The sequence below is a fragment of the Kytococcus sedentarius genome (assembly GCF_041937525.1).
Classification (GTDB): Bacteria; Actinomycetota; Actinomycetes; order Actinomycetales; family Dermatophilaceae; genus Kytococcus; species Kytococcus sedentarius_A.
Genome location: NZ_CP169391.1, coordinates 1,631,677 through 1,656,622 on the forward strand (window position 1 = coordinate 1,631,677; position 24,946 = coordinate 1,656,622).

Below are 24,946 nucleotides of genomic sequence, written 5' to 3' on the forward strand. Positions count from 1 at the left end.
CGGCGCAGACTGGCCCCATGAGCGCCCCCACCACCGACTCCCGCTCGGACCCCCTCTGGACACCCGCCGTGGTGGCCGATCTGCGCGCCGCGGTGGAGGCCGCGTCCCAGGAGAGCGTCACCGCCATCATCCAGGACGTGGCCGTCTACTCCGAGGAGTTCCGCCACGGCCGCTCGGCGGTGCTCAAGGAGGCGGTGTCGATGGCGCTGCACGGCTTCCTGGACCTCATCGAGGCCCCCGGCCCGTCCACCGGGCCCACCTCGGCCACCACGCTCGGAGCGCGCTCGCTGGGCCGCACCGAGGCGCGGGCAGGGCGTTCGGTGGAGTCGGTGCTGGCGGCCTACCGGGTGGGCGCACGCGTGTGCTGGGTGACCTTCTCCGACGTGGCCCTGGCCCACGGATTCGCGGCCAAGGACCTGCAGACCTTCGCGGCGCTGACCTTCGCGTACATCGACGACCTGTCCGCGGCCACCGTCGCCGGGCACACCGAGGAGCGGCTGCGCACGGACCAGCAGCGCAGCCAGGCGCGCACCAACCTGGGACTCCTCATCCTGCGCGGTGCCCGCGCGGCCGAGGTGGACCAGTACGCCCGCCAGGCCGAGCTGACCACCCCCCGCGCAGTGGGCATGGTGCTCTGCCGGGCGGAGGACACCGGCGCCCTCACCGCCCGCCTGCCGCTGCGCACCCTGGTGATCGACCAGGTGGGCCTGGGACCCGAGGGCTCAGGGTGGAGCACCCTGGTGCTGCCCGATCCCTCGGCCTCGGAGTGGGAGCGCACCCGCGCCGCGAGCCGGGACGTGGGAATCCGCTGCCTGGTCACGCCGGTGGTCGACCGCAGCGACGCCCCGGAGACCTGGCGCCTCGCATCCCGCTGGGTGGTGGTGCCCGTCGACCCGATGGTCACCGATCCGGGTCCGCAGGAGCTCGTGGACGTGCTGCCCCACCTGGTGGTGCACGGCGACGCGGTGGCCGCCGCCGCCCTGGCCACGTCCGCCCTGGCCCCTCTCGATGCGGTGGACGGCCCCACTCGCGAGCGCCTGGTGGAGACCCTGCGGCTGTGGATGCTGCTGCGCGGCCAGCGCTCCCTGGTGGCCGCGCACCTGGGCGTGCACCCGCAGACCGTGCGCTACCGCATGACGCAGGTGCGGGAGCTCTTCGGCGAGGAGCTCGACGACCCGCGCGCGGCCGCGGCGATCCTGCTGGCGACGCTGGTGTCGCCGCCCGCGGGCGAGGAGGGCTGACCCACCTCAGCCCGCCGCCCGGTCCACCGAGTACGACATCGCGAGCGGCTCCTCCCCCGGACCGGGTCCGCTCACGTAGATGGCCATGCCCACCTCATCGTGGCTGATGAGCTCGTGGGGGCGGGACAGCAGCCGGTCGGCCTCGCACTCCTGGGGGGCGAACGGCTCGACGCTGTCCAGGCTGCCGCGGCTCTCCTGCCGGGCCAGCTCGTGCCACCCGGCGCCCTGGCAGTGCACGGTCACGGCCATCCGCTCGCCGTACGCAGGGGCCATGAAGGTGACCAGCTGGTGGTCCCCGTCCTCGTCGGCAGGGGCCAGCGGGAAGACGGCCCGGTGCGCCTGCCCCGTGGTGGGCCAGGGGGCGAGTGCCGCGCGGACGGCCCGGAGCTGGGCGGCGGAGGGCGCCTCGTCGGGCCCCGGCGCCCCAGGGCCAGCGGTGGCGTCCTCCAGCGGTGCCACCGAGTAGGCGACCGCCAGGTCACCGTCGTCGAACGCCTCGAGCCACAGGACGGTCTCCTCACCCGGTACGACGTCCACGCGGGCGGTGGCACGGGAGACGTGACCGTCGGTGCAGGCCTCGAGGTCTGCGGGTTCGGACTGGTCACCGAAGGCCGCGAAGGTGGCCGTGGCCACCGCGCCGGGCGGGTGCTGCGGACCGGCTGCGAGCTCCTCCTCCGGCGGGCCGTAGACGAACTCCGGCTCCACCTGCTCGGTGGACGCGAAGACCGCGCCGTCACCGCTGCACAGCACGGTGAGCTCGTGCGCGCCCGGTGACAGGGTCAGGGTGACCGGCAGGTCCCCGTCGGCCAGGACCTCCTCCCCCGACAGCAGGCCGGCGTGCGATGCGGTGCTGCCCGGCTGGTCGAAGGCCACCCGCAGGGCCGCGATGAGGTGTGCCCGGTTCGGCGACAGCTCCCCGGAGCGCTCGGCGCTGGACTCGGCGGAGGGGGTGCTCGGACCGGACGCCGACGGGGCGGGGCCCACCGCATCGGAGGAGGGGGACGCGGCGGGCGCATCCGGCGAGTCAGCCTCGGCGGACGAGGGGCTCGGGTCGGAGGAGGGGGACGCGGCGGGCGCATCCGGTGAGTCAGTCGCGGCGGACGACGGCGGGTTCGGCGGCTGGTCGGGCGGGGCACAGCCGGCCAGGCCGAGCAGGCCCGTCACGACACCAGCGCCGACCAGAGCGGAACGCGTCGTGCGGGCAAGGGGACGCCGCGGGCGCGGGGATCGGGTCACGAGCGGATCGTGCCACCCCGGCGGCCCGCAGGACGCTCGGCGCGCTCACCTGTGACCGCGCCGTGATACGCCGTCCCAGGTGCGCCGTCCCAGGTGCGCCGCTCAGATGCGGTGGCGCTCCGGCTCGAGACGCGCGACGTCGACCTCACGGACTACCGGGCGCTTCGGCATCCGGCCGTCCCCCGAGGAACGACCGGTCAGGCGCCGCTGGATCCACGGACGCAGGTGCAGTCCGGCCCACTCACGATGGGCCTGCAGCGACTCCCAGCGGGTCAGCGGTGGCACCTCCGGCAGCGGCTCGTTCCAGCGGCGCTCGGCAGCACCCTCCACCTCCAGCCCCAGCGTCCACGCGGCCTGCTGGGCGATGCGGCGGTGCCCCTCGGTGCTGAAGTGGATGCGGTCCGGAGCCCACATCCGCGCGTCGCGCAGGGCCCGCAGGGTCCAGATGTCGGCCACGTGGCAGTCGTAGCGCTGGGCGATGCCCCAGACGTTCGCGGTGAACTCGGCGAACCGCGGGGACACCCGGCGCAGCACCGGCGTGCGAGAGATGTCCGGGGCGGTGATGAGCAGGACGTCCGCCCCGGTCTCCCGGATGCGGGCGACGGCGTCCTCGAGCTGGTCGATGACGGCATCACGGTTCACCCGCGGGCGGAGGTAGTTGTTGCCGCCGGCGGAGAGGCTGACCAGGTCCGGGGTCAGGGCCAGACCGGCCTCGAGCTGCTCCCCGGTGACCTGTTCGATGAGGCGACCGCGCACCGCCAGGTTCGCGTACCCGAAGGGCTGCGGGGCGGGCGCGCCGGCCTCATCGGTCAGGCTGGCGTTGCGCAGGGCGAGCCGGGCGGCCAGGCGGTCGGCCCAGCCGTGGTGGGCGTCGGGGTCGTCGTCCGTGGGGTCCTCGAGCCCCTCGGTGAACGAGTCCCCCAGCGCCACGTAGCGCTGCCAGATGCGGCCCTCCAGCGGTGCTGCGGTGCTCACGCTGTCCCCTCCGTCGTGGTCAGAGCTCACGCAGCACCGTAACGCTTCTGGGCGCGGGCACGGGCCTTGGCGGCCTCCTCCTCGCGGTCCTTCGGCGGCGCCGAGGTGGTCAGACCGTCCAGCAGCCGCTGCGTGGCTGCCCTGATCTCCTCGACGGCCCGGTCGAACGCCGCCTGGTTGGCCTGCGAGGGGTCACGCGTGCCGGCGATCTTGCGCACGTACTGCAGCGCGGCCGCCTGGACCTCCTCGTCGGTGGCTGGCGGCTCGAAGTTGTGCAGGGTCCGGATGTTGCGGCACATGCCCACCATCCTGCCGCACGGGCTCGGCCCGTGGCGGCGCGTTCACTCCTGGTGGGCCACCTGGAAGGACACCACGGCCCGGGTGCCTTCCTCGGGCTCCAGGTGCAGCTCCCTCATCGGCACGGTGGCGTAGGCCGTGAAGATGGCGCGGGCGTCCCCATCGCAGGGCACCTTCTCGGTGAACTCCATGTAGGTGGACACGATGACCGTGAGGTCCACCTCCCCCGTGCCGCGACAGTGCGCCTCGATGAGGTAGACGGACCCGGCTTGGGCCTGGAAGGTGGCCACGACGGGCTCGGCGGACTCCTCGCTCTGGCCGTCGAACTCCACGACGCCCCGGTCGGCCGCGGTGGTGGGTGCCTCGCCCAGTGCCTCGAGCACCTCGGCGCGCTGCTCGGACAGCTGCGGGTTGGGCTCGTCCTGTGCCAGGGGAACGTGCGTGCCCACCCAGGCCTGCGTCCCCTCATCGGGGGCGAGGGCGAGCTGCTGGTGGAGGCGGGCGGGCAGACCCCGCACGGCGTTGGGGTCGGCCCGCGGTCCACGCGGCGCCTCGACGGCGGGCACGCCCCAGTCCGAGGTGCACGGCAGGGTGTGGTCGTCCGCCATCCGGTCCGGCGGGCCCGATGCCCAGGTGAGCGACCCCTGGCCGCTGCACACCACGTGACCCGTGGACCCCAGGGCCCACGCCCGCCGATCGATCACCTCCGTGCCCGGCGGCTCCACCGAGGGAAGCACCGAGGTCATCTCCGCCGCGTACCGGCCCATCAGCCCGTCGAGCCGTTCCTGCACCGCCCGCCGGTCGGCCTGCGGGGCACCCATCTGCTGGGTGGCGCTGTAGGGCAGGTCGGGATCGGTGGCCTCCTCCGATGGGGTGCCCTCGTCACCCTCGTCCGATGGGGCGACGTCCTCCTGCGCCGATGGAGTGCCCCCACCCGGTGCCGATGGCGTGACCTCCTCACCCGGTGCCGATGGCGTGCCCGCCCCGTCAGCCGAGCCGCCCCGGTCGGCGTCGGGCGACCCGGACGGCTCCTCCACCGAGGCCTCGGGGCTGGGCTGCCCCCCGCCCGAGAAGGCTGCGCTGGTGGACCTCCCGGATGCACCCTCGGCGGCACCGTCCGCGGACCCGTCCTCGGTGTCACCCCCACCGGTGCACCCAGTCAGGGCCAGGGCAAGGGTCGCCCCGGCAGCGGCCATCACGTGGCGAGCCCGGCGGCCGTGTCGAGCGGGTCGGTTGTGGCGGCGGGTTCCGTGGAGTCGAGGGATCGACCGCATCGTTCTCCCCTCAGGTGGCCGACGAGGTGTGGAGCGTGGCCGACGGCTCCGGCGCAGGCGCACCCGGCGACGTGAGCGACTGTGTCAGCGAGTTCTCCGGGGGGCTGTCCGAGGTGCTGGTCGGCGAGCTGCTGGGCGTCTCGTCCGAGGTGCTGGTCGGCGAGCTGCTCGGAGCCTCGCTGTGCGGCTCCGTGCAGTTGCCGCAGGTGGACATGTGCGGCGTCGGCTCCGAGGACGACTCGGCCGGCGGGGTGGAGCCCCCGTCCCCCGGTCCCTCCTGCGACGAGTCACACCCCACCAGCGCGAACGATGCCGCCGCCAGCACGACCATCGACCGCATCGTGACGCGCCGCCCACCCGTTGACCTGCGCATGACCTGCTCCTCCCATGACGTGATCTGCTTCACAGCATGCCATGGGGGCGATGGGGCCCGCGTCCGCCCCGAGCCGGAAGCCGCCGCACTCGTGACAGGTCAGTCGCTGGCGCTCTCTCCCGTGGCGGAGGCCAGGTGGAGGCTGCCCTCATCGCCACGCAGGACCACCTGATCGCCCTGCACCTCGGCCGTGAACGGCGCGTCCAGGATCGCCTCCGCCAGCGCGTCCTCGGGGGACGAGGACTCACAACCCATCGCTGACACGACCTTGTCCTGCAGGCGCGGAGTCCACTGGGGCGCTTCTCCGGAAAGAGGGGTGCTCCAGTGGTTGCACCCGCGGATGCTGGCCTCCAGCAGGTGACCATCGCCGTCGACGGCGGGCAGGACCGTGAACTCCAGCGTGTCCGGCAGCGGGAGGCGCTCCCCCTTCGCATCCTCCAGGGCCGTGGCGGTCATGCCGCCACACACCTGGGCGCCGGGGGCTGCGGGCCAGCACTCGCCACCGTGCGAGGAGGGCGGGGCCGAACCGGTGGACGACTCGCTCGCGGAGGACTCGCTGACCGACGTCGCCGGTGACGAAGAGACCTCGGACGCCGAGCTGTCTCCTCCACACCCGGCCAGGAGAGTGGTGACTGCCGCCAGGACGGACACCTGCGCGCCACCATGCGCCCAGCGTGTCATTGACATGGCGCCAGCCGACGACTGGACGGACACCGAGCTGTTGGCCATGGAACCCACCGGGAACCCCCTCCCATGTCCCCCGTGCGGGGAATGCTCACAGCGAGATCGCTGATGGAAAGAGTGAACACCTCCCACCACCCCCAGGCAACCGTGACGCCCATCACGCCCGAAGGGGGGTGTGTGCAACCGGCCGCCGCACGGAGCCGAGCACCACGCCTCCCATCACCACGGTCCACAGCGTCAGGGTGTCGAAACCGAGGCGCTCTGCCACCCCGAACGGCAGGGCCGCCACCTCCGCACCGTCAAGGGCAGCGAGGAAGGCGACGAAACCGACCACCGACACGATCAGCGCCGCCGCCGTGAACACCCTCACCCAGCCCCGCGTGGTCACCAGCAGAAGCAGCATGGCACCCCACTGCGCCAGGGCCGTGCCCAGGGCTGCGATGTCGTGGAGTTCCGGTCGCACGTCCCAGGGAGCCAGCCCCACCGCCACCATGCACATCCCCGCCACACCCATCAGGACCATGGCGAGCCGACCTGTTGCTCCGGGCCAGTGCCCCCACAGGCCCGCGGCGCCCAGTGCCGTCAGTACCCCCGTGAGCACCATGCTTCCGTTGAAGACAGCGTGCCACGGTGAGCAGACAGGACGGGCCTGAGCGCCTCCCTCGGAGAACTCCCCGCATGCGGTCACTCCGAGGTCGCTGATCGCGTTGCGGGCCAGTGAGTATCCGTCAGGCCACGCCGCGGCGGCCACCAGCTGCCCCAGCACCAGGACGGAACTGGCCACCCAGAGCCACGCACCCCATCGCCACCTCGACACGCCCTCCCGATCAACCATGGATCCCCTTCCCCGCGCTCGCCCTGTCGGGCTCATCCTGCCCCAGCACGGAGCCCTGGCCGACGTCGGGCGCCATCACGCCGACTGGCCCTGGCGGAGCGCAGGATGCGTGTCCGGACGGTCACCACCCGTCGCACCGGGGTTCTTCCACCCGGAGAGGACGAACCGCCCACCGGCGCGGGGCCGGTGGGCGGTTCGAGGAGCGGGCGGGCTCAGAGCGCCCGGCGCAGGTCCTTGTTCAGCTGGCTGATGACGTCCAGCGGGATGCCCTTGGGGCACACGGCCGCGCACTCACCGATGTTGGTGCAGCCGCCGAAGCCCTCCTCGTCCTGCTGGTTCACCATCGAGATCACGCGGGCCTCGCGCTCGGGCTGACCCTGCGGCAGCTCACCCAGGTGGGTGATCTTGGCGCCGGTGAACAGCATCGAGGAGGCGTTCGGGCAGGCCGCCGCACAGGCACCACAGCCGATGCAGGTCGCCGCATCGAACGCACGGTCCGCCGCCACCTTCGGCACCGGGGTGGAGTTCGCATCCACGGCCGCACCGGTGTTCACGGAGATGTACCCGCCGGACTCGATGATGCGGTCGTACGAGCTGCGGTCGACCACCAGGTCCTTGACGATGGGGAAGGCCGTCGCGCGGAAGGGCTCCAGCGTGAGGGTGTCCCCGTCGGAGAAGGACCGCATGTGCAGCTGGCACAGGGTGGTGCGCTCCGGGCCGTGGGCGATGCCGTTGACCATGAAGCCACAGGCACCACAGATGCCCTCACGGCAGTCGGACTCGAACGCCACCGGCTCCTCGCCGGCCTCGGTGAGCTCCTCGTTGAGCACGTCGAGCATCTCCAGGAAGGACATGTCCTCCGTGACGCCGTCCACCTCGTAGGTGACCAGACGGCCCGCGTCGCTCGCGCCGTCCTGGCGCCAGATCTTCAGTGTGATTCTCACTTGTAGCTCCGCTGCTTCATCTCGACGAATTCGTACTCGAGCTCTTCCTTGTGCAGGATCGGCGAGTTCCCGGCCCCGGTGTACTCCCAGGCCGCCACGTAGGCGAAGTCCTCGTCGTTGCGCAGGGCCTCACCGTCCTCGGTCTGCGACTCGGCACGGAAGTGGCCACCGGCCGACTCCGTGCGGTGCAGCGCATCGATGCACATGAGCTCACCGAGCTCCAGGAAGTCGGCCACGCGCCCGGCCTTCTCCAACGACTGGTTCAACGTCGCCGCGGCGCCCGGCACCTTGACGTTGGTCCAGAACTCGTTCTGCAGCTCGCGGATCTTCTCGATCGCGATGCGCAGACCCTCATCGGTCCGCTCCATGCCGCAGTACTCCCACATGATGTTGCCGAGCTCGCGGTGGATGGAGTCCACGGTGCGCGTGCCGTTGATGCTGAGCATCTTCTCCACGCGGGCCTCCACCTCCTCGCGGGCCGCCACGGCCTCGGGGTGGTTGGCGTCGATCTCGCTGTGCCCCTGCTTGGCCAGGTAGTCGTTGATGACGTTCGGCAGCACGAAGTACCCGTCGGCCAGACCCTGCATCAGCGCCGAGGCACCGAGGCGGTTGCCGCCGTGGTCGGAGAAGTTCGCCTCACCGGTGACGAACAGACCCGGGATGGTGGACTCCAGGTCGTAGTCCACCCACAGGCCACCCATCGTGTAGTGCACGGCCGGGTAGATGCGCATCGGCACCTCGTAGGGGTTCTCCCCGGTGATGCGCTCGTACATGTCGAAGAGGTTGCCGTACTTGGCGGCCACGGTGTCCTGGCCCATGCGCTCGATGGCGCTGGCGAAGTCCAGGTACACACCGCGGCGCACCTCGCGCTCCTCGCCCTCCGGGGAGGTCTCCGCGATGGCCGGACCCACACCACGACCGTCGTCGCACATGTTCTTGGCCTGGCGGCTCGCGATGTCACGCGGCACGAGGTTTCCGAACGAGGGGTAGATGCGCTCCAGGTAGTAGTCGCGCGCCTCCTCCGGGATGTCACGCGGGTCCTTGTCGCAGTCCGCCGCGTCCTTGGGCACCCAGATGCGGCCGTCGTTGCGGAGCGACTCACTCATCAGCGTCAGCTTGGACTGGTGCTCGCCCGACTGCGGGATGCAGGTGGGGTGGATCTGCGTGTAGCAGGGGTTGCCGAAGAAGGCACCCTTGCGGTGCGCACGCCACGCGGCGGTGACGTTCGACCCCATCGCGTTCGTGGACAGGAAGAACACGTTGCCGTACCCACCCGTGGCGAGCACGACCGCATCGGCCATGTGGGTCTCGATCTCACCGGTGCGCAGGTTGCGGGCGATGATGCCGCGCGCCTTGCCGTCGATGACGACGAGCTCGAGCATCTCGTGGGCGTTGAACATCTCCACGGTGCCGGCACCGATCTGGCGCTCCAGTGCCTGGTAGGCGCCGATCAGCAGCTGCTGACCCGTCTGGCCACGCGCGTAGAAGGTGCGCTGCACCTGCACGCCACCGAACGAGCGGTTGTCCAGCAGACCGCCGTACTCGCGGGCGAAGGGCACACCCTGGGCCACGCACTGGTCGATGATGTTCGCGCTCACCTCGGCGAGGCGGTACACGTTCGACTCACGGGAGCGGTAGTCGCCACCCTTCACCGTGTCGTAGAAGAGACGGAAGACCGAGTCGTTGTCGTTCTTGTAGTTCTTGGCCGCGTTGATGCCACCCTGCGCGGCGATCGAGTGCGCGCGGCGCGGCGAGTCCTGGTAGCAGAAGGACTTCACGTTGTAGCCAGCCTCGCCGAGCGTGGCGCCCGCGGCAGCACCGGCCAGGCCGGTGCCCACGATGATGACGTCGATCTTGCGACGGTTGGCCGGGTTCACCAGCGTGGCCTCGAACTGGCGGCGCTGCCACCGGGTCTCGATGGGGCCCTTGGGCGCCTTCGTGTCCGCGATGGGGTCACCCACGGTCCACGGGTCGTTCGTGTGCTCGCCGGACTTGTTCACCGCCTGCTGGACCGCACGGTCCTCGGAGCCCGAGGCGTCGCGCGAGCCGGTGGCAGGACCGGTCACGTCCGAGGCGCCCTCGGAGGCGGCCGGGACGTCACCCTGCGCCGAGGCGTCCCGGCGGCTCTCGTCGTCCTGCCCCTGACGGGCCTCGTCGTCCTTGCGGTTGCGCTTCCAGGGAGCGTTGTCACCAAAGAGTGTTGCCATGTCTGTAGCCCTCCTGCAGGCGCGTCAGTTGACGAGGTCGAAGAACACCGCGAACGGCGGCACGAGGAAGCCGATCACCACGAGGGCGGCGATGACCGCACCGGTGGTCCGCAGCGCCGGGCTGTTCTTGGTGGTCGTGTAGCCGAGGGTCTGCGCGGCGGAGAAGAAGCCGTGGAAGATGTGCAGGCCCAGCGCGATCATCGCGACCACGTAGAGGAGCAGCACCCACCAGATCTCGAAGCTCTCCACGTAGTTGGCGGCCGGGCTGGCCAGCTTGCCCTGCGGGTGGATGTGCTTGGTGGTGAAGTGCAGGATGTGGAAGATCACGAACAGCAGCAGCGCGATACCGCCCCAGCGCATGGTCCGCGAGGCCCAGGTGGAGGTGACGGCCTTGTGCACGGCGTACCGGGTGCCGCGGGCCTTGCGGGCCCGACCCCAGAGCTTCAGCGCAATGAGGGCGTGGGCCAGGACGGCGGCCACGAGCACGAGGCGGATGATCCACAACGCGCCCTCGTAGGGGAGGATCGGCTCCCCCAGCACGCGCAGGTGGTGCGCGTAGGTGTCGAACGCCTCGTGGGACTGGAGGATCTTGAGGTTCCCCAGCATGTGCCCAAGCACGAAGACGATGAAGATCAGGCCGGTGACCGCCATGAGGATCTTGTTCCAGATCGTCGTGGTGGTGGCCGACCGCTTTGTCGGAGCCGCGTTGTCAGGTGCCACGAGGCGGATTCTACTGTTGCCCCAAGACCGCCCGGGTGAGGCACACCTACCCCCGCCGCGGGTACCCCTAGGATGCGAGCCATGCCTCCCTCCTCCGGTGCCGCCGTGCCGGCCGCCCCGGACCTCGAGCAGCAGCTCACCGAGGACCTCATCGGCCCCCTCGCCCGCCGCGGGAGGATCGCGCGCCGCATCCGCATGTGGGCCTGGATCGGGCCCCTGCTGTGCATGGTCCTGGGCGGTGGCCTGCGCGTCTGGGACCTCCACGAGCCGCACCAGCTGGTCTTCGACGAGACCTACTACGTCAAGCACGCGTGGTCGCTGGCCGAGTGGGGCTACGAGCGCGACAAGCCCGACGGCATGGAGGAGCCGGACGAGCACTTCACCACCGGCAACTGGCAGACCGTGTACGACGACAAGGCCGACTTCGTGGTGCACCCCCCGGTGGGCAAGTGGGTGATCGCCGCGGGTGAGGTGGCCTTCGGCATCGAGTCCTCCTTCGGCTGGCGCGTGGGTGTGTGGGTGCTGGGGACGCTGTCGATCCTCATCATCGGGCGCGTGGCCTGGGAGCTGTTCGGCTCGGCCACGCTGGCAACGCTCGCGTCCTTCCTGGCGATGCTGGAGGGGCACCACTTCGTGCACAGCCGCACCGGCCTGCTCGACATCGTGCTCATGTTCTTCGTGCTGGTGGGCTTCTGGATGCTGCTGCTGGACCGCACCGCATCGCGCCGCATCCTCGCGCGGAAGGTGGCCGCCCTGTACGGCGGTGACGCCTGGCGATGGGGGGTGCGTCGCCCTGTCGTGGGGATGGTGCTGGGCCCGTGGCTGGGGCTGCGTCCGTGGCGCTGGGCGGCCGGCATCAGCCTGGGTCTGGCGGCGGGCGTGAAGTGGTCGGGGCTCTACGCGCTGGCCGCGTTCGGCCTGATGACGGTGCTGTGGGACGTGATGGCCCGGCGGCGGGCGGGGGTCTCCCAGCCGTGGTCGGCGGGGCTGGTGCTGCGCGACGGGCCGTTCGCGTTCGTGGCCGTCTGCGCCTCGGCCCTGGTGGCGTACACCGCCTCGTGGGTGGGGTGGTTCCGCAGCTCCGACGGGTACCTGCGCCAGTGGGCCGTGGAGAACCCCGGCGAGGGCGTGCAGTGGCTGCCGACGCCGCTGCGCTCGCTGTGGGAGTACCACGTGCGGATGTACGACTTCCACCTCGGGCTGACCAGCGACCACACCTACCGCTCCAGCCCGTGGAGCTGGCCGCTGCAGCTGCGGCCCACCTCGTTCTTCTACGAGTCCAAGGGGCTCGGGGAGGCCGGGTGCGAGGTGGAGAAGTGCTCCAAGGCCATCAGCTCGGTGGGCTCGGTGTCCATCTGGTGGGTCGCGACGCTCGCGTTCTTCGTGCTGCTCTTCTGGTGGGTGGCGCAGCGCGACTGGCGGGCCGGCGCCATCGTGGTGGGCATCCTGTCCGGCTGGCTGCCGTGGCTGCCGGTGCAGCACCGCACGATCTACCAGTTCTACTCGATCGCCTTCGAGCCGTTCATGGTGCTGGCGGTGGTGTTCGTCATCGGGCTGGCGCTGCGGCACCGCTGGGGGATCTGGGCCGTGGGCACCTACCTGGTGCTGGTGGTGCTGAACTTCTGGTACTTCTGGCCCGTCTGGACCGCGCAGGTGATCCCGTACTCCGAGTGGCGTGACCGCATGTGGTTCGCCAGCTGGATCTGAACCCACCGGACGACGCCAGGGGCGGCACGGGTGCACCGTGCCGCCCCCTGCGTGGCACGTCGCTCACGCCGCGCGGGTGAACTCCCCCAGCAGCTCGGGCGACGCGGCGCGCATCAGGCGCACGGCGTCCTCGACCGGCACGTTGGGCAGGTCGTACCCCTCGGCACCACCGGCCACCGTGGCGGTGAGCGTGCACAGGTCCAGCCGCCGCTGGAAGAACGACTGCGCCATGTTCCAGCTCAGGATCCCCTCGGTCTCCAGCGCGAGCTGCTGCCGCAGGATGGCCCCCTGCCGGAAGACCACGTGGTGGTCGGTGACGGCGTGCCCCAGGGAGCGCCAGGCCGGGTAGACAGGCACCAGGTTCACCACGGCGATGAACGCAGCCCACCCCAGCAGCCACCACCAGTCGCGGTCGAGCACGAAGTCCTCGGACGCGTACCGCTGCAGCATGAAGATCGCCACCGCCGAGGGCAGCAGCCCGAACCAGAAGGTGTTGAGCATCGCCGCCACGACCATCCGCCGCAGGGCGCGCGGCCCGTGCGAGACCAGGTCCATGGTGAACAGCCCCGCCGGCGCCGGCCGGTCCTCCCCGCTGGAGAGCACGTCCACGGCCACCTCACGGGTGGTGTCGCGCGGCACCACCGGCAGCACCTCCACACTGCCGCCCTCGGCGCCGGTCACGATGGCGTCCAGCGAGGCGCCCCGCTGCCACCGCTGCTGCCAGGGCTCGGTGACCACCACGCCGCGGACCTTCCGCTCCTCCATGGTGGCCGAGCGGGTGGTTGCCAGCCCACGCCGCACGTGCAGGGTGCCGTGCGCGGACCGTGTGACGTCCAGCCCCCACCACCCGAACACGTAGGCGGTCAGCGAGAACAGCAGCGAGATCACCGCACCGACGACCAGCACGGTGACGATGCTGGCGACGATGCCCAGGTCCTGTGCCCGCTCCACCAGCTGGCCACCGATCCGCTGCCCGAGGTCCGAACGCCAGATCTCGTCCTGGAACTGGGCGCTACCACCCAGCACCACACCGGCCACCACGAGCCCACTGGCACCCAGCGGGCCGAAGCGCATCCAGCCGTTCCGCCAGCGCACGAGGCTCTGCTCGGGGGCGTCGCCGTGGGCGGCACCGTCGGCCCGGTCCGCCGACTCCTTGCCGAGCACCACCGGCCCCGCATGCCCCTCCGGGGTGACCCCCGACCCGGGCGAGGCGGCGCCGGGGGCGGGCGTCACCGCATCGAGCCCCCGCTCGGCGCGCACCTCCCGCGAGCGGCGCAGCAGGCCCTCGCGCAGCTCCTCGGCGTCGCGGGTGCGGATGCCCTCGAGCTCCACCTGCCCGTCGTCCACGCCGGTGCCGATCTTGATGGTGCGCAGGTCGAGCATCCGCATGAGGAGGTTGCCCTCCACGTCGATGGACCGCACCCGCTCCAGCCGCGCCGTCTTGGTCTCCTTCGTGAACAGGCCCTGGTGCACCTGCACGGTGTCGTGGGTGATGCGGTAGCGCAGCGTGAAGTACTGCACCAGGGTCACCACGATGGCGATCACACCGGCGAAGGCCGCACCGAACAGCTGGCCGATCGCGTCGCCGCGCTGGGTGAACAGCAGCACCAGCAGCAGCGGCAGCAGGGAGCCCACCGCCTTGAAGGGGTAGACCAGGAACATGCGGGGGTTCTGGCGCTTCCACCCGCCCCCGTCGGGCTCGCCCGGGTGCCCAGGGGCCGTCGGCAGGTCCGATGCGGTGAGCGTCGCCTCGGCATTGGGCGCCGGGTCCTGCGGGGCCGGGTGCTGCGGGGCCTGGTGCTGCGGCGCCGGGTCCTGCGGGGAGGGCTCGAGCGCCGGGTCGTGTGGCGGGCGCCAGTTCATGGGTGTGCTCACGTGCCGTCACCCCGCACGGCGGCGGCGGCGCGCGTCAGCTCCTCGAGCAGTGCCTGGGCGTTCACGTCGTCGAGCGCCTCGATCTCAATGTCGCCCTGCGAGGACGCGGTGGTGACCTTCACGTCGGTGAGCCCGTAGCGGCGCATGATCGGCCCCCGGGAGACGTCGACGGTCTGGATGCGGGCGAGCGGCACCATGCGGCGGTCGATGTTGAGCCAGCCGGTGCGCGTGTACATCGCGTCGGGCGTGGCCTCCCAGCGGGCCACGCGGTAGCGGATGGTGGGGGCGAAGATCAGCGAGATGATGTCGATGGCCAGCCAGAGACCCGCGATGCTCCAGGCCCACCACGGCGGCGCGCCGTCGGCGAGCAGCCACCAGACGCCCAGCACGGTGCCGGAGATGACCAGGGTGATGGCCAGTGAGATCCACGACCACAGCCGCCAGTACGCGGGCGCCTTGGGCGAGACGCGGTGGCGGGGTTCCTCCAGCACCGCGATCTCTGCGCGGCCGGAAGGTGCGACGAGCTGCGGGGCGTTGCCGGGGGGTGTGGTCACCGGCCCATTGTGCAGTCCCCGCGGCGGGAAAGGGCTACTCCCTCAGAGGGACCACCACCGGCACCCCGGGGGCTCTGGGCGCTCCCGTTGCGACGACCGGCGCGGACCTCCATGCTCGAGTCTGGAGGCAGCGTCCCGAGTGACCCGGCCGGGTGCGACGGGTGGTGCCCCACGACCACGAGGAGAGGTGCATGACCTCAGTCCTGATGGTGCTGTCGGCAGCCAGGCAGCTGACGCTGTCCGACGGCTCCGGCCACCCGGCAGGCGTGTGGGCCGAGGAGTTCATCTCGCCGCACGAGGTGTTCACGGATGCCGGGTGGGAGGTGGCGCTGGCCACTCCCGGAGGGGCGCCAGCCGTGATCGACGAGGCCAGTCTGGGGAAGGCCGGTGGGCTGTTCCCGCGCACGCAGGGCTTCTTCGATGCCGTGGAGCGGCTCTCGCCGTTGCTTCGGGCCCCGGAGAACCTGCATGCGCTCAACTTGGCCGCCTACGACCTCGTCTTCTACGCCGGGGGTTACGGGCCCATGGAGGACCTGGCCCGTGACGCGACGGCCGGGGCGATGCTGGCCGACCGGGTGGCGTCCGGACGGGTGGTGGCGCTGTCCTGCCACGGGGCGGCCGCGATCCTGCCGGCGGCGGAGGCGATGGACATCTCGCCGTTCCGGGGGCGAGTGATGACCGCCTTCTCGAACTCCGAGGAACGGCTGACCCGGTTCGCCCACTCGATGCCGTGGATGCTGGAGGACCGCCTGCGTGCCGTCGGGGTGGACTACAGGCGCGCGATCCTGCCGTTCCGGCCCCACGTGGTGGTGGACCGAAACGTGTACTCCGGACAGAACCCGCAGTCCTCGGGACACCTGGCGCGGCGACTCGTGGCGGACCTCGGAGCGCGACGCACCGCGCCGGTGGGCACCCGGCGGTGAGCCCCCGCATCGGCGCCCGGCGGTGAGCCCCCGCATCGGGCACGGGCGCCGTGGGGAGTGCCAGGTGGTCGAATGGGGTCATGCGCCTCTTCGTCTCCCTGCGCCCACCGGACGCCGTGCGGGAGCACCTCGCGGCCGCGCTCGATGACGTGCGCCTGGGTGCGGGCCTGTCCCTGCGCTGGGGTGACCCCGACCAGTGGCACCTGACCCTGGCGTTCCACCCCGACGTGCCCCAGGGAGCCGTGCCCGGGGTGCTGGGTGGGCTCACCACCCTCGCGAGGGCGCACGAGCCGCTGGAGCTGCAGCTCTCGGGCGCGGGCTCGTTCAGCGGTCGCACACTGTGGATGGGGGTGGGAGGTGACGTGGACCGTCTCCGGCGACTGATGGCCGAGGACCTGCTGGGGGTGCGCCCGGAATCGGCGGACGACCACGGCCGACCAGGGCACGAACCGCACGAGCGCCGGCGGGCACACCTGACCGTGGCACGCGTCTCCGCCCGGGCGCCGCGTCCCCCACGGCGCCGCCGGGGTGTACCGCGTCAGCCCGACCCCACACAGGTCCTGCTGGCCGATGCGGTGCGCGCCCTGTCCGTCTACAGGGGACCGTCCTGGCGGGCAACGGAGCTGGAGCTGGTGATCTCGGAGCTGGGCGAGGGGCGCTCGGGAGGGCCGCTGCACGAGGTGGTGGGGACCGCGCCGCTCGGCTGAGCAGCCGGAGCCGGTGAGGGGGCTCCTGTCGGGTCACCGGGTGCTGTGGGGTTGTGTGCGTACTTGGTGTGCTTCCAGGGTTCGCCGGGGCGTCGCCAGGTGAAGCGGATGGTGGCTCGTCCCTTGGCGTCGTAGGTGATGGTGTGTTTGAGGCGGGGGTCGTCCATTTGGCGGTGGTGTCTGCCGCACAGGGGGATGCCGTTGGAGAGGTCGGTTCTGCCTCCTCCGGGGTGTAGGAGGGTGCCGTCGGGTGCGTAGACCGGTCGCCAGGGGTCGGCGTGGTGGATCTCGCACCAGGCGAAGGGCCGGTCGCAGTCCTCCTCCGCACACTCGCTGTACTTGGTGGCCAGGGCTGCTTTCTGGGATTCGGTGAAGGATCGTCGTTTGCGGCCGAGGTCCAACGGGACGCTGGCGCCGTTCATGACGATCGGGATCAGGGCCGCGTTGCTCGCCAGCCGGCGGACCTGTCCGGCGGAGACGTCGTCTCCGGTGTCGGTGACTCCGACCCGGTCGGTCTGGCCCCGCAACGTGTCGAGGTCGGTGGTGACCAGCAGGATGGTGTTGATCTTGGGGTGCAGGTGGTCGGTGGGCAGGTGGTCGATGAACTCGGCCAGTGCCTGACCCCGCTGCTGGTCACGCAGCTCCCGGTCGAACCGGACATCACCCGTCCACGCAGAACCGGTCGCCGTCTGCGAACTGGTGGGGCCGAACGCCTCACCGCCACCCACGCCGCCCGTAGCGTGGCTGCTGCCGGCCTGGCCCTTGTTGTGGCGGCGGGGGCTGGTCATGGAGTCCAGGGCCTTCTTGAGCATCTGGGCCTGCAGGGCCGGCAGGGTGAACTGGCCGAACCAGGTGCCGTCGCGGTTGTCCTTCATCCAGAAACTCGCGGCGTCCCACGCTGCGGTTTCCTCGGCGTGGACGAGCTCGTTGTGATGCGCATCGACCTCCTCGACCGGGAGGTTGAGTGCTTCCAGGGCTCGCTTGGCTGCCTTCCCGAGGCGGGTGGGATTCATCTGCTTGGCCTTGGCGACCAGGTCCACCTCGACGGTGTGCCGTTGTTCGGTGGTGAGGTGGTCGGGGAGGTCGTTCAGTGCGCGGGTGATGATCAACGCGTGATCCCGCGTGATCAGCCCCGCGTCCCACGCAGCCGCGGTCGGCGTCTGCACCAGCCCACTGGTAGGACTGCCGCTGCTGTGGCCACCGTTCAGCAGTCCCGGACCGTCGCTGCCGGGACCGCTCGGTCCGCCCGCGCCGCCCGCGCCGTCGCTGCCGGGGCCCGGTGGGGGTGTGGGTGTGTGGTTGCCCAGGGCCTTGGCCAGGTCAGCATCCCGCCCAGCCTGATGACGTCGTGTACGAGTGCGGCCGGCGGTGAACTGGGCATCGTTCTTGTGGTGCGCGTTCCCCACCTCACGGGTGACACGGACCACGTCCAGAGCGCGGACGCGGAGTCGGTCGTGGCGGTTGCCGAGGGTCTGGACTTCCTTGACGAGCCACTCCAGGAACGGGGTGCCCAGCTCTTCGGGGCGCTCACCGAGCAGGGCCATGGTCGCCATGAGCTCGTCCAGGGTGGTGTGCGCGTGGGCCAACAGCTCACGGGCCTTCACCGCCGGATCCTGCCCCGCAACCGCGCCACCGGGCGCGGCCACCCCCGGCGCAGCGGGCGCCGCGCGGAGTCCATCGAACAGGTCGTCCATCGCGTGCCCCCTTTCCCCGGGTGATACGGCCAAGCCCCCTGCCTGACCGACTACCCCTCACCCTAGTACAAACGATCGTACATCGCAACCCCACGCTAGAACATGTGGACGAGCACCCACCGCCTGGAAGCTCACCCCATCGACCTGTGGACAACCCACCCACAGGAGGGAGCAACGCGCGCACCCCACAGACCCGCCGTAGGGTCGAGGTCACCGACTCCAGGAGGTTCCCGTGCGCGCCATCGTGATCGACGACTCCGGCGAGAAGCCGGCACTCACCCTGTCCGAGGTCGACTCCCCCACCCCCGGCGAGGGGGAGGTGCTCCTCGACGTGGTGGCCGCCGGTGTCAACCGCGCCGACCTCGTGCAGGCCTCGGGCAAGTACCCGCCGCCGCCCGGCGAGAGCGAGCTGATCGGCCTCGAGGTGAGCGGCCGCATTGCCGCCCTGGGCAGCGGCGACACCGGCGACTGGGCCGTCGGTGACGAGGCGTGCGCCCTCCTGGCCGGCGGCGGCTACGCCGAGCAGGTGTCCGTGCCCGCCGGGCAGCTCCTCCCGGTGCCCGCCGGCATCGACCTGGTGACCGCCGCCGCCCTGCCCGAGGTCGCCTGCACCGTGTGGTCCAACCTCGTCGATGCGGGGCGCCTCACCTCCGGGGAGACCGTCCTGCTCCACGGCGGGTCCTCCGGCATCGGGACCATGGGCATCCAGGTGGCCAAGGCCCTCGGCGCGCGCGTGGCGGTGACCGCCGGGTCGGCCGAGAAGCTCGAGCGCTGCCGCGAGCTCGGTGCCGACGTGCTCATCAACTACAAGGAGAGCGACTTCGTCGAGGAGGTGCGCTCGGCCACCGACGATGGCGCCGACGTGATCCTCGACCTGATGGGCGGCGAGTACCTCGGCCGCAACGTCGAGGCCCTGGCGAAGGACGGGCGGCTGGTCATCATCGGTCTGATGGGGGGACGCAGCGCGGAGCTGGACCTGGGGCGGATGCTGCAGCGCCGGCTCTCGGTGGCGGCCACCTCGCTGCGTGGTCGCCCGCGGGCGGAGAAGGCCCGCATCGTGGCCGCCGTGCGGGAGAACCTGTGGCCCCGCATCGAGGCCGGGGAGATCCGGCCCGTGGTGCAGGAGGTGCTGCCGCTGGCCGAGGCACAGCGGGCCCACCAGGTGCTGAAGGACTCGCAGCACGTGGGCAAGGTGCTGCTCGAGCTCTGACCGACCCGGCAATTTGGGCACCTGACGCTCCCGTCTCGACGCCGAACACGAGGATTCGCGACCACTCGGGCACATCAGGTGCCCAATTTGCTGAAGGGGCGGGGCGGGGGCGAGGCACGAGGCGAGGGGGCCGCCTCACCCCACCCAGCCCCGCCCCATCGACACGGCACATACCGGGTATTGACCTACCGGGTATGCGCGTGGTCTGATCCTCCCCATACCGGGTATTCACCCCGGGAAGGGAGGAGCAGAGGATGTCGGTCAAGCACGGGTTGCTGGCGCTCCTCGCCGACGGCGAGAAGTACGGCGCGCAGCTGAAGTCCGAGTTCGAGGACCGCACCGAGAGCGCGTGGCCGCTGAACATCGGGCAGGTCTACACGACCCTGGACCGCCTGGTCCGCGACGGCCTGGTGGAGCAGGCCGGCGGCCCCGACGGCGACGGCCGCATCCCCTACCGCCTCACCGCAGCCGGCCGCGACGAGGCGCAGCGCTGGTTCGCCGAGCCCACCGCGCTGGACGAGAACCCCCGCGCCGAGGTGGCCATCAAGATCGCCCTGGCCGTGACCCTCGAGGACGTGGACGCCGAGGCCGTGCTCCGCACCCAGCGCTCCGCCTCCATGGCCCACCTGCAGGCCCTCACCCGCCGCAAGGCCGATGCGGCCCGCGCCGAGCGGATGGACCCCGAGCCCGACCGATTCGTCCGCGACGAGCTCGCCGCCCTGGCCCACTCCCTCGTCCTGGAGCGGCTCATCTTCGCCGCCGAGGCCGAGATCCGCTGGCTCGACCACGTCTCCATCGCCCTGCGCCGCTCCCCGGCCCTGGCCCACCGACCCAACTCGCTGCACCGCAGGAACCCCGGAGGACACCGATGACCACCACCACCCACGACGACGTGGTGCTCCGCATCCGCCGGGCCACCAAGACCCACGGGTCCGGCGACGAGCTGGTCGTCGCCCTCGATGCCGTGGACCTCGACATCCACTCCGGCGAGCTCGTGGCCGTCATGGGCCCCAGTGGCAGCGGCAAGTCCACGCTGCTCAACGTGGCCGGCACGCTGGACAGGCCCGACTCGGGCAGCGTGCAGGTGGGCGGCGTGGAGGTGACCACCCTGAAGGCCGACACCCTGGCCGCCCTGCGGCGCCGCAGCATCGGCATCGTCTTCCAGGACCTCAACCTGCTGCCCGCCCTCACACTGGCGGAGAACGTGGCGCTCCCCCTGGAGCTCGATGGGGTGAGGCCGGCCGCCGCTCGCGAGCAGGCGCTCGCTGTGCTCGCCGAGGTGGGTCTGGAGGGCCTGGGCGACCGCTTCGGTGAGCAGGTCTCCGGCGGCCAGCGGCAGCGCGCCGCCATCGCGCGGGCCCTCATCGGGGATCGCCGACTGATCCTCGCCGACGAGCCCACCGGCGCCCTGGACAGCCACACCGGCGACGAGGTGATGGCCATCATCCGCGCGCGCTGCGACGAGGGGGCAGCGGGGCTGCTGGTGACGCACGACGCCCGCCACGCCGCGTGGGCCGACCGCACGGTCAGCCTGCTCGACGGACGCGAGATCAGTTCCACCGGCGCCGGGGTGGTGTACCGGTGAGCGCGCTCAACGACTGGCGCCTCGCGCTGCGCGTCGGCGCCCGCGAGGCCCGCCGCAGCTGGGGGCGCAGCGCCGTCATCGTCTCGATGGTGTCACTCCCCTTGGTGCTCATCGCGGCCTCGCTGGTGGTCACGTTCACCATCCTCACGACGCCGCAGGAGGCCGTCCCCAGCCAGATGGGTCAGGGGCAGGCCTACATCTCACCGGCCCACACCCTCCGCGGCAGCCCCGACGGCAAGGAGTACGGCGGGCAGTCACTCGACGGTTCCGACCACTCCGACACCTCCGACCGCACGCTCACCGCATCCGCAGCCGAGGTGGCCGAGCGCTTGGGAGGGACCGCTGTGGCCCGCGGCCACGGCATGGATCTCTCGCTGTGGGTCGATGGGCAACACCGTCAGGTCTCGTCCGTGCTCGCCCTGGACCTGACCAACCCGGTGCTGCACGACATCGCACCCCTCAAGGAGGGCCGCTACCCGCGAACCCCCGATGAGGTCGTGGTCACCGAGGTCGGCGTGGCCGAGGGCCTGCCCACCGAGGGTGTCCTGGGTGCCGCGGTCACCCCGGAGGGGACCTCCGGCGGCGAGACCCTCGAGCCCACCGACGAGCTCAGGGTCGTGGGCGTGGTGGACCCGGCTGAGTACGACTACGCCTGGGTTGTGGCCCTCCCGGGCACCCTCGGCACCCCGGTGGCGGACGCGCAGACGCAGATCGTGCCCCCGTGGGGCTCAGAGCCGCCGGAGGTCGACGGCCAGACGTGGGCCTACGGCTTCGTGGTGACCGGCGACCGCCCTGTGCGCTGGGAGGACATCGAATGGGCCAACGCACGGGGGTGGGTGGTGGCCTCGCGGGCCGAGATCCTCGACCCGTCCGCTGCCGCACTGGCCGGTGACGCGCAGTACTCCGCGCTGCACGGCGGCGAGTTCCCCCGGGCGTCCATCGCCCTGCCGATCGCCATGGGTGCCACCGCCCTGACCCTGATCCTGCTGCAGGCCAGCCTCATGGCCGGGCCGGCCTTCGCCGTGGGGTACGCCCGGCAGCGGCGCTCGCTGGCACTGCTCGCCTCGAACGGCGCCTCCCGCCGCCAGGTCACCCGCTACCTCGCCGGCCAGGCGCTGGTCCTGGGCGTCATCACGGCCCTGATCGCCGTGGTGGCGGGCACGGGCCTGGGCGTCCTGGCCGTCCGGTTCGCCGACCCACGGTGGCCCGCGATCCCCTTCGGCCCCCTGGAGATTCCCTGGCTGCCCCTACTGGGGGTGTTCGCCACCGCCGTGCTCGCAGTGATCGTGAGCGCCATGTTCCCAGCTCTCAAGCTGCTCCGCAGCGACGTGGCGACGGGACTGCGCACCGGATTCACCACGCGCCGACCCGCCCGGTCGCTGCCCCTCGTCGGGCTGGTCCTCGCCGGGGCGAGCGCCGCGGTGGTCCTGGCCCTCGAGCCCACCAGCGACGAGCAGGGCATGGTCTTCGCCCTGAGCCTCGCGGTGCTGGTGATCTCCAGCCTGCTCCTGGTGCCGTGGCTGATCCACGCCGCCTCGGGAGTCGCGCGCCACCTGAGCGCCGGCCCCCGGCTGGCTCTGCGTGACCTGACGCGCCAGCGCATGCGCTCGGTGCCCACCGTGGGCGCCATCGTCGGGGCCACCGTGGCCCTGGTGACGGTGGCGATGGTGGGCCCCGCCGTGCAGGCCACCTTCGATGCCGAGTACCGGTCCCAGGCACCCCCGGGTGGGGCCCACGCCATGGACAGGGCACCAGCGGGCGAGGAGGACGGCACCTCCGGCGTCACCCAGCTGCAGGACGCCGTGGCCAGCGCTGCGCCCGGCGCCCACGTGCTGGAGGTGTACGACCGCGTGAGTGGCTCTCCCGCCGGCGAGGCCGTGCGGCGCGAGGCCGAGGCCGCGGGCGGGCGGGTCGCCGAACGACTCGTCCTCAACGGTGGCGCGTGCACGGCCGCCGCCTGGCGGGACAACCTCGAGAAGGGCCTGACCACCCAGCTGCGCAAGGGCTCGGAGGCGATTCCGGAGATGGGGTGGCGGTGCGAGGACCTCAACGGCGATCTGCCGTCGGTCGACCTGACCCTGGTCAACCGCGAGGACCTGGAGCACTGGGGCGTCCACCCCGAGGTGCGCGAGGACCTGCTGGCCGGCCGGGTGGCCACCACCTTCCTGTGGGAGGGCGGCTCCGGGCCGGACCACCTGCTCGCCGTCCCCGAGATGAGCGAGATCGAGGCGTCCTCCGACGCCCGCCTGGAGCTGCCCCCGGTCACCATGCCCGAGGTCGAGGTGGCCAGCCACCACCGGGACGTGTGGCCAGCATCCCTCGGCCACGCAGTGATCCTCACCGAGCGGGCCCGGGAACTCGGGCTGCAGCCGAGTGAGGAGCCAACTTGGGCGGCCGTCTCCAACCTGGGCAGCCGACAGACCACCGACGACGTGGCCGAGGCCGCGCCGGGCTGGCTGCTGACCTATGAGGAGGGCCCGAACACGCTGCCGCAGCGGGCGACCCTGGTCCTGGCCGGCCTGCTCGGTCTGCTGATGGTGCTCGCGAGCGTCATCGGCGCCGCCCTGCGCCAGTCCGAGTCGGCGGCCGACGACGCCAGCCTGGCGGCGGTGGGCGCCCCCACGGGCCTGCGCCGCAACTCGGCGGTCTGGAACGCGGTCGTGGCCGGGGGGCTGGGGGTGGTCATCGGCTGCCTCGTGGGGCTGGTGCCGGGTGTGGCGCTCTCCCGGATGGTGTCGGTGGCCATCGGCGCACCTCGCTCCATCACTTGGCCGGACTGGTGGCTGGTGCCTGTGCTGCTCGGTGCCATCGCCCTCGCCGCGCTGGCAGCCCGCCTGCTGGTGCCGGCCCACCCGGTGATGACGGTGCGCCGCCGCCCGTGACCACCCGCCCGTAGGGTCGGGGCCATGGACCCCTCCCCCGGCAGCATCACCGACGTCCCCGGCCTCCGCATCGGCCACAGCCAGCGGACCGGGGACGGTTGGTGCACGGGCGTCACCGTCGTCCTTCCCCCGCCGGGCACCGTCGGCGCCGTCGACGTGCGCGGGGGTGGGCCGGCCACCCACGAGACCGACGCCCTCGCACCGGCCAGCCTGGTCCCCACCGTCGATGCGGTGGTGCTCACCGGCGGTTCCGCCTTCGGCCTGGCGTCCATCACCGGCGCGCAGCTGTGGTGTGAGGAGCAGGGCCGCGGGTTCGCCACCCCGGGCGGCATCGTCCCCATCGTGCCCGGCGCCGCCCTGTACGACCTGGCCCGCGGCGGGTCAGCCCGCGACTCCGACGGGCACCCCACCCGTCCCGACGCCGCGATGGGGCGCGCCGCCATCGAGGACGCTGCCGCGAGCGCCGAACACGCCCCGGTCACGCGCGGCCGGGTGGGCGCCGGCACGGGCGCGCGCGTCATGGGCGCGACCCGCCCGGGCGGGCTGGGCACCGCATCGGTGCGACTCGATGCGGGGAGCGTCCCGGGTGCAGACCGGTCGCCTGGCGCCGTGGTGGGCGCCCTGGTCGCGGTGAACGCCCACGGCACACCGGTCACCGTGGACCCCGCCGACCTGTGCGACCCGGTGGAGACGACCGGCGTGATCGGTGACGCCCCCACCCACCCGGGCGCCCCCGGCCCCGGCACGAACACCACGCTGGCCGTCATCGCCACCGACCTGGCCCTGACCGTCGCCCAGACCGAGGCCGTGTGCCGCGCCGCCCACGCAGGCATGGCCCGGGCGCTGGACCCGGTGCACAGCCTGGTGGACGGCGACGTGGTGTTCGGCCTGGCCACGGGGACACGGTCCCTCCCGACCGACCCGGTGGAGGCCACCGCGGTGCTGCTGGCCGCGCAACAGGCCGCCGCGACCGCACTCACCCGCGCCATCGAGGACGCGGTCTCCCGCCGCCACGGCTGACGC

The 24,946-nt window shown here is 72.1% G+C and carries 22 protein-coding genes; 10 read left to right on the plus strand and 12 right to left on the minus strand.

All coding sequences use genetic code 11. The annotated features are described in order from the left end of the window. Positions 1-17 precede the first annotated feature (17 nt). Entirely contained in the window at positions 18-1,241 is a 1,224-nt protein-coding gene (locus ACEY2A_RS07505; RefSeq protein ID WP_374927981.1) for a helix-turn-helix domain-containing protein, read from the plus strand. A gap of 6 nt (positions 1,242-1,247) precedes the next feature. On the opposite strand, the gene ACEY2A_RS07510 is transcribed toward ACEY2A_RS07505, so the two are convergent. From ACEY2A_RS07510 to ACEY2A_RS07525, 4 genes are all read right to left on the minus strand, one after another. Beyond that, entirely contained in the window at positions 1,248-2,405 is a 1,158-nt protein-coding gene (locus tag ACEY2A_RS07510; protein WP_374927982.1) for a hypothetical protein, read from the minus strand. 174 nt (positions 2,406-2,579) lie between these two features. After that, a complete protein-coding gene (locus ACEY2A_RS07515; protein WP_374927983.1) occupies positions 2,580-3,452 on the minus strand; it encodes an SGNH/GDSL hydrolase family protein in 873 nt (290 codons plus the stop codon). Between the two features lie 26 nt (positions 3,453-3,478). After that, positions 3,479-3,751: a DUF2277 domain-containing protein gene (locus tag ACEY2A_RS07520; protein WP_374927984.1), complete on the minus strand. Its 273-nt coding sequence runs from the start codon at positions 3,749-3,751 to the stop codon at positions 3,479-3,481. Between the two features lie 42 nt (positions 3,752-3,793). Then, positions 3,794-4,948: a hypothetical protein gene (locus tag ACEY2A_RS07525; protein ID WP_374927985.1), complete on the minus strand. Its 1,155-nt coding sequence runs from the start codon at positions 4,946-4,948 to the stop codon at positions 3,794-3,796. A gap of 110 nt (positions 4,949-5,058) precedes the next feature. Here ACEY2A_RS07525 and ACEY2A_RS07530 point away from each other — a divergent pair, with 110 nt between their 5' ends. Beyond that, a complete protein-coding gene (locus ACEY2A_RS07530) occupies positions 5,059-5,568 on the plus strand; it encodes a hypothetical protein (protein WP_374927986.1) in 510 nt (169 codons plus the stop codon). Here the strand turns inward: ACEY2A_RS07530 and ACEY2A_RS07535 are convergent. The 5 genes from ACEY2A_RS07535 to ACEY2A_RS07555 all read right to left on the minus strand — a co-directional run bounded on the left by ACEY2A_RS07535 (position 5,496) and on the right by ACEY2A_RS07555 (position 10,786). After that, entirely contained in the window at positions 5,496-5,852 is a 357-nt protein-coding gene (locus tag ACEY2A_RS07535) for a hypothetical protein (RefSeq protein WP_374927987.1), read from the minus strand. The genes ACEY2A_RS07530 and ACEY2A_RS07535 overlap by 73 nt on opposite strands. A 385-nt stretch (positions 5,853-6,237) precedes the next feature. Beyond that, positions 6,238-6,915, minus strand: a complete 678-nt coding sequence (locus ACEY2A_RS07540; protein ID WP_374927988.1) for a DUF998 domain-containing protein — start codon at positions 6,913-6,915, stop codon at positions 6,238-6,240. Positions 6,916-7,127: 212 nt separating this feature from the next. Next, the gene (locus tag ACEY2A_RS07545; protein ID WP_374927989.1) at positions 7,128-7,859 is read right to left on the minus strand and encodes a succinate dehydrogenase/fumarate reductase iron-sulfur subunit; all 732 of its coding nucleotides are present in this window, start codon (positions 7,857-7,859) and stop codon (positions 7,128-7,130) included. Beyond that, positions 7,856-10,066, minus strand: coding sequence for a fumarate reductase/succinate dehydrogenase flavoprotein subunit (locus ACEY2A_RS07550; protein ID WP_374927990.1), 2,211 nt, complete (start codon positions 10,064-10,066; stop codon positions 7,856-7,858). Before ACEY2A_RS07550 ends, ACEY2A_RS07545 begins: the two co-directional genes overlap by 4 nt. 24 nt (positions 10,067-10,090) lie before the next feature. Next, entirely contained in the window at positions 10,091-10,786 is a 696-nt protein-coding gene (locus ACEY2A_RS07555) for a succinate dehydrogenase cytochrome b subunit (RefSeq protein ID WP_374927991.1), read from the minus strand. Between the two features lie 81 nt (positions 10,787-10,867). Here ACEY2A_RS07555 and ACEY2A_RS07560 point away from each other — a divergent pair, with 81 nt between their 5' ends. Then, complete coding sequence (locus ACEY2A_RS07560; RefSeq protein WP_374927992.1) at positions 10,868-12,493, plus strand: dolichyl-phosphate-mannose--protein mannosyltransferase; 1,626 nt, start codon at positions 10,868-10,870, stop codon at positions 12,491-12,493. A 63-nt stretch (positions 12,494-12,556) separates the two neighbouring features. Here ACEY2A_RS07560 and ACEY2A_RS07565 read toward each other — a convergent pair whose 3' ends face one another. Continuing rightward, positions 12,557-14,368, minus strand: coding sequence for a PH domain-containing protein (locus ACEY2A_RS07565; protein WP_374927993.1), 1,812 nt, complete (start codon positions 14,366-14,368; stop codon positions 12,557-12,559). Beyond that, entirely contained in the window at positions 14,365-14,922 is a 558-nt protein-coding gene (locus tag ACEY2A_RS07570) for a PH domain-containing protein (RefSeq protein ID WP_374927994.1), read from the minus strand. The genes ACEY2A_RS07565 and ACEY2A_RS07570 overlap by 4 nt, the downstream gene beginning before the upstream one ends. A 191-nt stretch (positions 14,923-15,113) precedes the next feature. Between ACEY2A_RS07570 and ACEY2A_RS07575 the strand changes: the two genes are divergently transcribed. Continuing rightward, positions 15,114-15,845, plus strand: coding sequence for a type 1 glutamine amidotransferase domain-containing protein (locus ACEY2A_RS07575; RefSeq protein ID WP_374927995.1), 732 nt, complete (start codon positions 15,114-15,116; stop codon positions 15,843-15,845). 80 nt (positions 15,846-15,925) lie between these two features. After that, positions 15,926-16,552 carry a 2'-5' RNA ligase family protein gene (locus tag ACEY2A_RS07580; RefSeq protein WP_374927996.1) on the plus strand — a complete coding sequence of 209 codons (627 nt, stop codon included), beginning with the start codon at positions 15,926-15,928 and terminating at the stop codon, positions 16,550-16,552. Here ACEY2A_RS07580 and ACEY2A_RS07585 read toward each other — a convergent pair. Next, positions 16,438-18,246, minus strand: a complete 1,809-nt coding sequence (locus tag ACEY2A_RS07585; protein ID WP_374927997.1) for a DUF222 domain-containing protein — start codon at positions 18,244-18,246, stop codon at positions 16,438-16,440. The genes ACEY2A_RS07580 and ACEY2A_RS07585 overlap by 115 nt on opposite strands. Positions 18,247-18,478: 232 nt before the next feature. Here ACEY2A_RS07585 and ACEY2A_RS07590 point away from each other — a divergent pair, with 232 nt between their 5' ends. From ACEY2A_RS07590 to ACEY2A_RS07610, 5 genes are all read left to right on the plus strand, one after another. Then, a complete protein-coding gene (locus ACEY2A_RS07590) occupies positions 18,479-19,456 on the plus strand; it encodes an NAD(P)H-quinone oxidoreductase (protein ID WP_374927998.1) in 978 nt (325 codons plus the stop codon). 254 nt (positions 19,457-19,710) lie between these two features. Continuing rightward, on the plus strand, positions 19,711-20,328 hold the full coding sequence (locus ACEY2A_RS07595; RefSeq protein WP_374927999.1) for a PadR family transcriptional regulator: 618 nt from the start codon (positions 19,711-19,713) through the stop codon (positions 20,326-20,328). Further along, on the plus strand, positions 20,325-21,041 hold the full coding sequence (locus ACEY2A_RS07600) for an ABC transporter ATP-binding protein (RefSeq protein WP_374928000.1): 717 nt from the start codon (positions 20,325-20,327) through the stop codon (positions 21,039-21,041). The genes ACEY2A_RS07595 and ACEY2A_RS07600 overlap by 4 nt, the downstream gene beginning before the upstream one ends. Beyond that, positions 21,038-23,923 carry an FtsX-like permease family protein gene (locus ACEY2A_RS07605; protein WP_374928001.1) on the plus strand — a complete coding sequence of 962 codons (2,886 nt, stop codon included), beginning with the start codon at positions 21,038-21,040 and terminating at the stop codon, positions 23,921-23,923. Before ACEY2A_RS07600 ends, ACEY2A_RS07605 begins: the two co-directional genes overlap by 4 nt. Before the next feature lie 24 nt (positions 23,924-23,947). Then, entirely contained in the window at positions 23,948-24,943 is a 996-nt protein-coding gene (locus tag ACEY2A_RS07610; RefSeq protein ID WP_374928002.1) for a P1 family peptidase, read from the plus strand. Positions 24,944-24,946: the final 3 nt, after the last annotated feature.

Coding starts and splice junctions, on each gene's coding strand:
- ACEY2A_RS07575 (WP_374927995.1), top strand. CDS start 15,114: ATGACCTCAGTCCTGATGGTGCTGTCGGCAGCCAGGCAGCTGACGCTG.
- ACEY2A_RS07585 (WP_374927997.1), bottom strand. CDS start 18,246: ATGGACGACCTGTTCGATGGACTCCGCGCGGCGCCCGCTGCGCCGGGG.
- ACEY2A_RS07540 (WP_374927988.1), bottom strand. CDS start 6,915: ATGGTTGATCGGGAGGGCGTGTCGAGGTGGCGATGGGGTGCGTGGCTC.
- ACEY2A_RS07580 (WP_374927996.1), top strand. CDS start 15,926: ATGCGCCTCTTCGTCTCCCTGCGCCCACCGGACGCCGTGCGGGAGCAC.
- ACEY2A_RS07520 (WP_374927984.1), bottom strand. CDS start 3,751: ATGTGCCGCAACATCCGGACCCTGCACAACTTCGAGCCGCCAGCCACC.
- ACEY2A_RS07550 (WP_374927990.1), bottom strand. CDS start 10,066: ATGGCAACACTCTTTGGTGACAACGCTCCCTGGAAGCGCAACCGCAAG.
- ACEY2A_RS07610 (WP_374928002.1), top strand. CDS start 23,948: ATGGACCCCTCCCCCGGCAGCATCACCGACGTCCCCGGCCTCCGCATC.
- ACEY2A_RS07535 (WP_374927987.1), bottom strand. CDS start 5,852: ATGACCGCCACGGCCCTGGAGGATGCGAAGGGGGAGCGCCTCCCGCTG.
- ACEY2A_RS07600 (WP_374928000.1), top strand. CDS start 20,325: ATGACCACCACCACCCACGACGACGTGGTGCTCCGCATCCGCCGGGCC.
- ACEY2A_RS07560 (WP_374927992.1), top strand. CDS start 10,868: ATGCCTCCCTCCTCCGGTGCCGCCGTGCCGGCCGCCCCGGACCTCGAG.
- ACEY2A_RS07595 (WP_374927999.1), top strand. CDS start 19,711: ATGTCGGTCAAGCACGGGTTGCTGGCGCTCCTCGCCGACGGCGAGAAG.
- ACEY2A_RS07505 (WP_374927981.1), top strand. CDS start 18: ATGAGCGCCCCCACCACCGACTCCCGCTCGGACCCCCTCTGGACACCC.